Here is a 7,279-nt window from a genome sequence, read left to right on the forward strand (position 1 = left end):
ATTCCTGTAGTTTTAGGACTGTGGACTAAAATTACTAACGTAGATGTCTAACATTGACTACTTTTGGGTAGCTTTGTCCATGTTTTTACGAGCGGTTTCGCCTTCACTTTCAAAAGTGACACGGTTCATTACAGTTTTGAAGATGGGTTGAGTAGTCACGATCTTTGGCTCACTACTAGAAAAATTTCCATACCTCAATAGTAGAGAAAAGCCCCAGTAAGCTGAAGCCCGATTCTTGCGCTGTTTTGTTGAAATCTTGCTCTTTCGACAAGGTTGGAGGATCTCACCTACACCTTGAGAAACAATCCCCGAAAATTGTTCTTAACGAACTCTTGAATCATCATAGGCGTTGCTCTCATCCGCGCTAATGCGAAAACTCCGATCGTGGCACTAAACAACACATCGACTCCGGCTGAAATAGAAATTGGCGGCGGTAGTTGCCCATCTAGCCGAGCTAGTTCTAAATGTTTGTGAAAAAAGTCTTTGATAAAAATTACGTCTAGATCGATCGCTTGTTGAAGTTCGGGAGTGGGAATTTCGGCAGACATCAACAGATTCACCAAAAAGCAACCGCGCCCCATCCCTTTGGTAGACGCAATTTCGATCGCATTATGGAAATAATTGGCGATCGCGTTAACGCCACTTTTATCCGTCTCAAACGCCAGTTTAAACTTTTGCTCGTACCGCTCGAAAGCCGCATAAAATAACACTTCCTTCGAGCCAAAGGCATTAAATAAACTGCCCCGCTTGACTCCCAGCAGTTGCGCCAACTCATCCAAAGATGTCGCACTATAGCCATGCTCCCAGAAATAATCGCAGAGTTGTTCTATGACAGCATCGGTATCGAACGATCGAGGGCGCGGCATGGTTATCGGTAGTTAGCTAAAAATTATCGATGTTTATTCTTGACGGGTTCGACAAAAACCTGTATTCTTGTCTATATCGACAAAAACTATTGTTTCATCAGTATAGCCCATCCGCAAGGGTTTAAGCCTGAGCAATTGTCGATCGAGTAATTATGCAAACAAATCGCAGGAGACAACCATGCCCAGACTTGCACCCAAACCCATTGCCGAACTCGCCACATATGATGAAATGTTCGGGCAACTGGAGGAATTTTTCGGATTTCTGCCTAATGACTATCTGACGATGGGACATAAGCCTGCGGTGATGAAGGCAGTAGTCGAACTAACTGGCGCAGTGCTGCTGACAGCGGGAAAAACCTCGATGACGCTCAGATTGCTCGTGATGTATGTTTCATCCCGTGCGGCTGGTTGTATGTACTGTACGGCGCATTGTGCGGGGCTAGCTCTCAAATATGGGTTGTCGATGGACAAAGTTCAAAATATTCGCGATTACCAGACTCATCCCAGTTTCTCGGCTGCCGAACGCGCGGCGTTGACAGTTGCTGATAAGGCTAATAAAATGCCCAATGCAGTCACGGATGAGGATTTTGGAGAATTGGGTAAATACTTTGAGGATGAAGCGATCGCGGAGATTGTCAGTCTGATTGCGATGATGTCTTTTTACAATAAATGGAATGATACACTGGCAACAACTTTAGAAAAACCACCGCTGGATCTGGCGGCGAGTTCTTTGTCTTGGTGGAATGCTGGCAAACATATTGAGAGCTAGGAAGTCTGTTGCGTTGAAACGAAATAAAAGTCCAAATGTTTTAAATTTGAATTCGATCGAGGGTCGGCTGTTGGGTTACGTGTAGGGACAGCAGCCTAAAGGTTATCTGTTAGCATTCAGCAAAATCTAGACAGCCGTTTTTCCCTCCGTGCCATACCAACGCACAGCGAGTTTGTAGAGGTGGTCGAGTGTCCCAGACAACTCTTTTCCGCGTTCAGTCAAGCTGTAGGTAACTTGAGGTGGAATTGTAGATTCATGGTGACGATGAACTACTTCAATCGATTCCAGTAATCGCAATCTTTCGGTAAGCACCTTCGTTGAGATGCCATCAACTTTACGCCTCAGTTCACCAAAGCGTAATTCGCCGTTTGTGTCGAGAATCCACAAAATGTAGAGTGTCCATGGCTATCTGCTGCCGCTCAACTTTAACGTTATAATCGAAATCTTCATCGCTGCTATTGCTCCCGCAAAGCATACCCGACACCCCGCGCGGTATGAATCAATCTTGGCTCGTTGTTTTGCTCCAACTTCGTGCGGAGATAGCGAACGTAAACCTCGATAATATTTGAGTCGCCCAGAAAATCAAATCCCCAGACATTTTCGATAATTAACTCTCTAGTAAATACTTGGCGAGGATGACTCAATAGGTATTGTAATAACTCAAATTCTTTGGCAGTTAAATTGATCGATCTGCTACCGCGATGGACTTCGCGAGTCCGTCGATTTAAACTTAAATCTTCAAATTGCAACAGATCTTCGTCGGTTTTTTGGGTGCGTCGCAGATGAGAACGGATGCGCGCGAGTAGTTCTTCAATACTAAACGGTTTGACTACATAATCATCGGCTCCCGCATCCAAACCCGTCACGCGATCGCCGACTTCATCTTTAGCTGTCAGTAAAATTACGGGGATAGATATACCAGTCGATCGCAGTCGCCGACAGAGTTCCACGCCTGTAAGTCCTGGCAACATCCAATCCAAAATCGCTAGATCCGGTGCCGCCTCCCGCGCCAAACTCAGTCCCGCCATCCCATCGTGTGCCACACTGACGCGATAACCCTCACTATCTAATTCCAGTTCGATAAATCGGGCGAGTTTAATTTCATCTTCAACCAAGAGGATATGTGCTGTCATTTTGATTTTTGATTTTTGATTGTGGATTGATTTTTCGTTGGATAGCGATCGCTTGGAATTTAAGGATACTCCCCTACAGTACATTGACGTTGACATAGCAACAAGCCAAACCAATCTTGTGGATCTGTCCAAAATTGTAAAGGTTTAAAAGCATGAGCCGATAAATTATCTACTAATGTTGGTAAATGAAACTTGCGAGATATTTCGGTGTGAATCGTTTCTCCAGCCTCGAACTTAACTCGATAGTTTAGGTTTGCAAAAGCTATAGTTTGAGTTACCAAACTGCGGAGATGCATTTCAAGCTGATGTTGCTCCCGATTGTAGAATGCTAAATGCTCGAATCGATCGAGTGCAAAATCACCTCCAAAGCGATGATTGAGATGGCGGAGGATATTGAGGTTAAATTCAGCCGTCACCCCTTGAGCATCATTATACGCAGCTTCAATCGTCTCGATCGATTTTTGTAAATCTACGCCTAAGAGGAAAAATTCTCCAGGCTGGAGTGCCTGTTGAATTTGGGTCAGGAAACTGCTACGCTCTCGATCGGTTAGATTCCCTAGCGTACTACCCAGGAAAATCACCATGCGGTTCCCCAGTTCTGCTGGTGGCAATTGAGCCAGAGCTTGCTCGTAAGTCCCCGCCAAGCCGCACAGTTTTAAGTTGGGGTAGCGTTCCAACAATGCTAGAGCCGTACTCTTGAGAATGCCAGCACTGACATCGATCGGATAATAGTGCAGGGCTAGGGGATAAAGTTAGGTTATCGCGGAGCTAAATTTGCCTCGATAATAACTACGATCCCCGATCGAGCTGAAACACTCCTGAAGAGAAAATGAGAATTTGTTGAGAAACGCGGCGATCGAAACCCAGCGCGATTTAGTCTGTAGAGACTCGATCGCACTCGATCGACCTAAATTACCTTCGACAATTCCAACTCACGCTTGCGGTCGTTTATGTAATTGATTGTTATAGCATAATTAATACATTAACTATTTGGCTTAATCACCAATACCTCGATCGAATGCCTAGTTCATCGTCCAATGCTAATTTTCTCCAGCAATGGAAATATGCTCTCGCTCCTCACAACTTGGGGCATCAACTGAAACTGGCATCTCAACTGATGTACAGAGATTTTCTAGAGCGGCTCGAACCTTACGATCTGACTCCATTTCACTATCTAGTTCTGTGCTGTCTATGGGAAGAAGATGGGATTACTACAACAGGTATTGCTGACAGACTCAAACAGCTAGGCGCAACACTAACCGGAGTCGTCGATCGCATGGAAGAGCGCAACCTAGTTTACCGAGAACGAAACTCAGCAGATCGCCGTGTCGTCCGCATCTGGCTGACGGAAGAAGGCAAAAGACTCATGTATATTCTGCCACCGCTTGGTGCAGATACCGTTAAAAAGGCAACTGCAAATATTTCCGAAGCAGAGCAGGAAATCGTTCTCAAGCTCCTCGATCGAATCATTCAGAACTTTTCTTAGCGATCCCAGCCTGATGATGTTGACTTTTGGACAATTACTTAATATATTAACTATCAATATATTAAGCAATTGATCCGCATGACTAAAAGCATTGCTGTCTTGCGGTTGTGCTGTTCTCGATCGAAGTACCTTGGAGGAAAAATGCCAAAATTGAGTATCCGTCAGAGAAACTGGCTGCTATCAGCGCATATTGGTTTTGCTGCGCTCTGGACGGGAAGCGTCTTGAGTATGCTGCTACTGTCGCTTAGAAACACAACATCAGTTAATGCCGACGTACTGAATGCTCTAGATTCAGCAATTAATCTTCTAGATGACTGGATTGTCATTCCTTCAGCGATTGGTTCCGTCATCACAGCAACATTTCTGTGCTGGATGACAAATTATGGATTTATCAAGTTCTATTGGGTAATTACTAAGTGGATACTAACGACTGGTTTGGTTGTATTTGGCACATTCTGGCTATTTCCGTGGGGGAATACTGCTGAAAAATTGTCAGGGCAGGAGGGATTACAAGCCCTGAATAATTTGGTTTATAATTTCGATGCCAAAGGTGTATTAATTGGAACTTTCGTTCAAGTTATTTCTTTGGTTGTGATTATTGCGATCTCAGTTCTCAAACCTTGGGGAAGAAGACTAGATAAAGCGAAGAGTCAAGTCAGTGCAGATTAGTAGAGCAGTTACGGCAGCAGCGTCGGACTAGATGGTGGGTACTTTCCACCATCTAGGTTTGGGGTAATTAAACAGGTAAAATGTTTGACATAATTCGTCAACGAGGCTTATAAAATACCAACCCTACAAAACTATCTAATTTACTTCAGCATCACTCTTCTTATGAGTTTTGCTGCTGTTTCCAATCATCTGTCAGGAGTCCTGCAAATCCCCAATCTTCTTCTGCAATCTCCTGAATGACGATGTGTATATGTTCTGGATTTTTGCCAAGAATCCGAACGAGAGAATCAGTTACTTCTTTAACAAGTTGAGCTTTTTGTGTCCTTGTAGAACCTGTGGTAATCTGAATATTAATGTATGGCATATTAATTTTTGCTACACCCTAAATGCGGGGATGAACTTTGTACAATGTTAGGAAAAAACAAAGTAGGTTAGGCACCAATCGCAATCTATATTACTGGTAATTGAGTACCTTTATCATCCCACTTAAATAACGATCGATTCACTACCTGCTTCGATTTCCAGCACCGATTCCCCTACTCGATCTTCATCCCCATATTCCCCCAACTGTTGAATTAACTTCGCTACCAATCCCGTCCATCCCGTCTGGTGACTGGCTCCAATTCCCGCGCCATTATCGCCGTGGAAATATTCATAAAACAACACCAAATCGCGCCAATGCGGGTCGTTTTGAAACTTCTGGGTACCCCCATAAACTGGGCGTTGTCCCGCTGGGTTACGGAGGAAAATCTGGGTGAGTCGCTGGGATAGTTCGGTAGCGACTTCCCACAGAGTCAACATTTGCCCCGAACCTGTCGGACATTCAACTTTGAAATCATCGCCGAGATAGCGATGGAACTTTTGCAGCGATTCAATTAAAAGAAAGTTCACTGGAAACCAAACGGGGCCGCGCCAGTTGGAATTGCCACCAAATAAACCACTGGTAGACTCGGCTGGCTCGTAATCGACGCGAAACTCGGTACCGTTGGTATAGAAGCAATAGGGATGTTCGGCATGATAGCGAGAAACTGCCCGAATTCCGTAATCGCTGAAAAATTCTGATTCGTCGAGCATCTTTTGTAAAATGCGTTGGAGTTTGTCTTTAGAAACGATCGCCAGTAATCGGCGCGCGCCTTTACCTTTGGTTTCCATGCAAGCTACATTACGGCGTAAATCGTGCCGATTTTTGATGAACCATTCCAATCGCTTTTTGAAATTGGGTAATTGCTGTAATGTTTCTGGTTCTAATATTTCTACCGCAAATAGAGGAATTAAGCCGACTAGCGATCGCACTTTCATTTCAATTTGGCGATCGTCGGGAAAATGCAACACGTCGTAATAGAAGCCATCTTCCTCATTCCATAAGGAATCTTCCATTTCCCCAATGTGATTCATCGCATCGGCAATATAGAGATAATGTTCAAAAAATTTGGTAGCAATATCTTCATAAACTGGATTAGTTTTTGCCAATTCTAGCGCGATTTTTAACATATTCAAACAATACATCTCCATCCAACTAGTACCGTCAGATTGGTCGATATATCCGCCCGTCGGTAGTGGCGCACTGCGATCGAATACGCCGATATTATCTAAGCCCAAAAATCCGCCTTGAAAGACATTATTACCCTCGGCATCCTTGCGATTTACCCACCAGGTAAAATTGAGCATCAACTTTTGGAAAACGCGCTCTAGAAACTGGCGATCGGATTTCCCATATAGCTTCTGTTCGATCTTAATATTTTTGAGCGAGGATAGCTTTTTCTCGTTCGAGTTCTTGTTGTGTTACAGCTCTTTGCCGTTCTGCAAGCATCTGGTTGATGGCGTCGGAACCAGTCTGTAGCAAGGCAATTGACTTAGACCTGTAATTGGTGGCAGTTTCTTCTGGTTCTGGTTCGGGAAGCCATAAGTTTAAATCTAATACAGTTTCTTGGGAGTTGACAGCAGTGTAATACTGTCGGATTTTTTGATGCCGTGCTGGCGAGAATTTGATGCCGCGTTCGATGCCCAAGTCGGCAACGGCTGCGGCATAGCTGTCTTGAAGTTTGCTCAAGCTACTTCTTGTTCCTCCAAACTCCGTACTTCTGTAGCTCAGTTTTCCCTCATTGTTGATAGGTACCCAGAGACAGTGGATGTGGGGAGTGGCTTCATCGAGGTGCAGGGCGGTTTGAAGGATGTTGCTTCCTACGTGTTCTTCGAGCCAGTCAGTTGAAGCTTCTGTCCATAGAACCAGTTGCTTTTGCTGCCAGTACCCATAGTCTTCCGGGCAAGAGGGTCTGAAGTAGCTGGGGGAAGCCCCCAGGAGGATGTCTGCGGCAATGACTGCATCTTTTCGGACTTTTTGAGAGCCAATTTTTGC

10 protein-coding genes are annotated in these 7,279 nt (G+C 44.6%); 3 read left to right on the forward strand and 7 right to left on the reverse strand.

The features are described from left to right. Positions 1-287: 287 nt before the first annotated feature. Positions 288-866: a TetR/AcrR family transcriptional regulator gene (locus JGK36_RS33365; protein WP_293187024.1), complete on the reverse strand. Its 579-nt coding sequence runs from the start codon at positions 864-866 to the stop codon at positions 288-290. 178 nt (positions 867-1,044) lie between these two features. On the opposite strand from JGK36_RS33365, the gene JGK36_RS33370 reads away from it, so the two are divergent. Further along, positions 1,045-1,635, forward strand: coding sequence for a carboxymuconolactone decarboxylase family protein (locus JGK36_RS33370; protein ID WP_293187025.1), 591 nt, complete (start codon positions 1,045-1,047; stop codon positions 1,633-1,635). Between the two features lie 126 nt (positions 1,636-1,761). Here JGK36_RS33370 and JGK36_RS33375 read toward each other — a convergent pair whose 3' ends face one another. From JGK36_RS33375 to JGK36_RS33385, 3 genes are all read right to left on the reverse strand, one after another. Further along, on the reverse strand, positions 1,762-2,025 hold the full coding sequence (locus tag JGK36_RS33375) for a helix-turn-helix domain-containing protein (protein ID WP_293187032.1): 264 nt from the start codon (positions 2,023-2,025) through the stop codon (positions 1,762-1,764). A gap of 65 nt (positions 2,026-2,090) precedes the next feature. Then, positions 2,091-2,768, reverse strand: a complete 678-nt coding sequence (locus JGK36_RS33380; RefSeq protein ID WP_293187026.1) for a response regulator transcription factor — start codon at positions 2,766-2,768, stop codon at positions 2,091-2,093. A 59-nt stretch (positions 2,769-2,827) separates the two neighbouring features. After that, positions 2,828-3,505 (reverse strand): L-histidine N(alpha)-methyltransferase, encoded by a 678-nt coding sequence (locus tag JGK36_RS33385; protein WP_293201350.1) that lies wholly within the window; start codon positions 3,503-3,505, stop codon positions 2,828-2,830. Between the two features lie 281 nt (positions 3,506-3,786). Between JGK36_RS33385 and JGK36_RS33390 the strand changes: the two genes are divergently transcribed. Next, positions 3,787-4,254, forward strand: coding sequence for a MarR family winged helix-turn-helix transcriptional regulator (locus JGK36_RS33390; RefSeq protein ID WP_293187028.1), 468 nt, complete (start codon positions 3,787-3,789; stop codon positions 4,252-4,254). 78 nt (positions 4,255-4,332) lie between these two features. Further along, the gene (locus JGK36_RS33395; protein ID WP_293187029.1) at positions 4,333-4,923 is read left to right on the forward strand and encodes a hypothetical protein; all 591 of its coding nucleotides are present in this window, start codon (positions 4,333-4,335) and stop codon (positions 4,921-4,923) included. A gap of 160 nt (positions 4,924-5,083) precedes the next feature. Here the strand turns inward: JGK36_RS33395 and JGK36_RS33400 are convergent, their stop codons facing one another. The 3 genes from JGK36_RS33400 to mobV all read right to left on the reverse strand — a co-directional run. Then, complete coding sequence (locus tag JGK36_RS33400) at positions 5,084-5,287, reverse strand: 4-oxalocrotonate tautomerase family protein (protein WP_293199291.1); 204 nt, start codon at positions 5,285-5,287, stop codon at positions 5,084-5,086. Positions 5,288-5,409: 122 nt separating this feature from the next. Next, positions 5,410-6,591, reverse strand: a complete 1,182-nt coding sequence (locus JGK36_RS33405; protein WP_363319765.1) for a hypothetical protein — start codon at positions 6,589-6,591, stop codon at positions 5,410-5,412. Positions 6,592-6,655: 64 nt separating this feature from the next. Next, the coding region (mobV, locus tag JGK36_RS33410) for a MobV family relaxase (RefSeq protein ID WP_367120262.1) at positions 6,656-7,279 on the reverse strand (624 nt) is incomplete at its 5' end.

The organism is Microcoleus sp. PH2017_35_SFW_U_B, assembly GCF_020737865.1.
In the GTDB taxonomy this organism is placed as follows: domain Bacteria; phylum Cyanobacteriota; class Cyanobacteriia; order Cyanobacteriales; family Microcoleaceae; genus Microcoleus.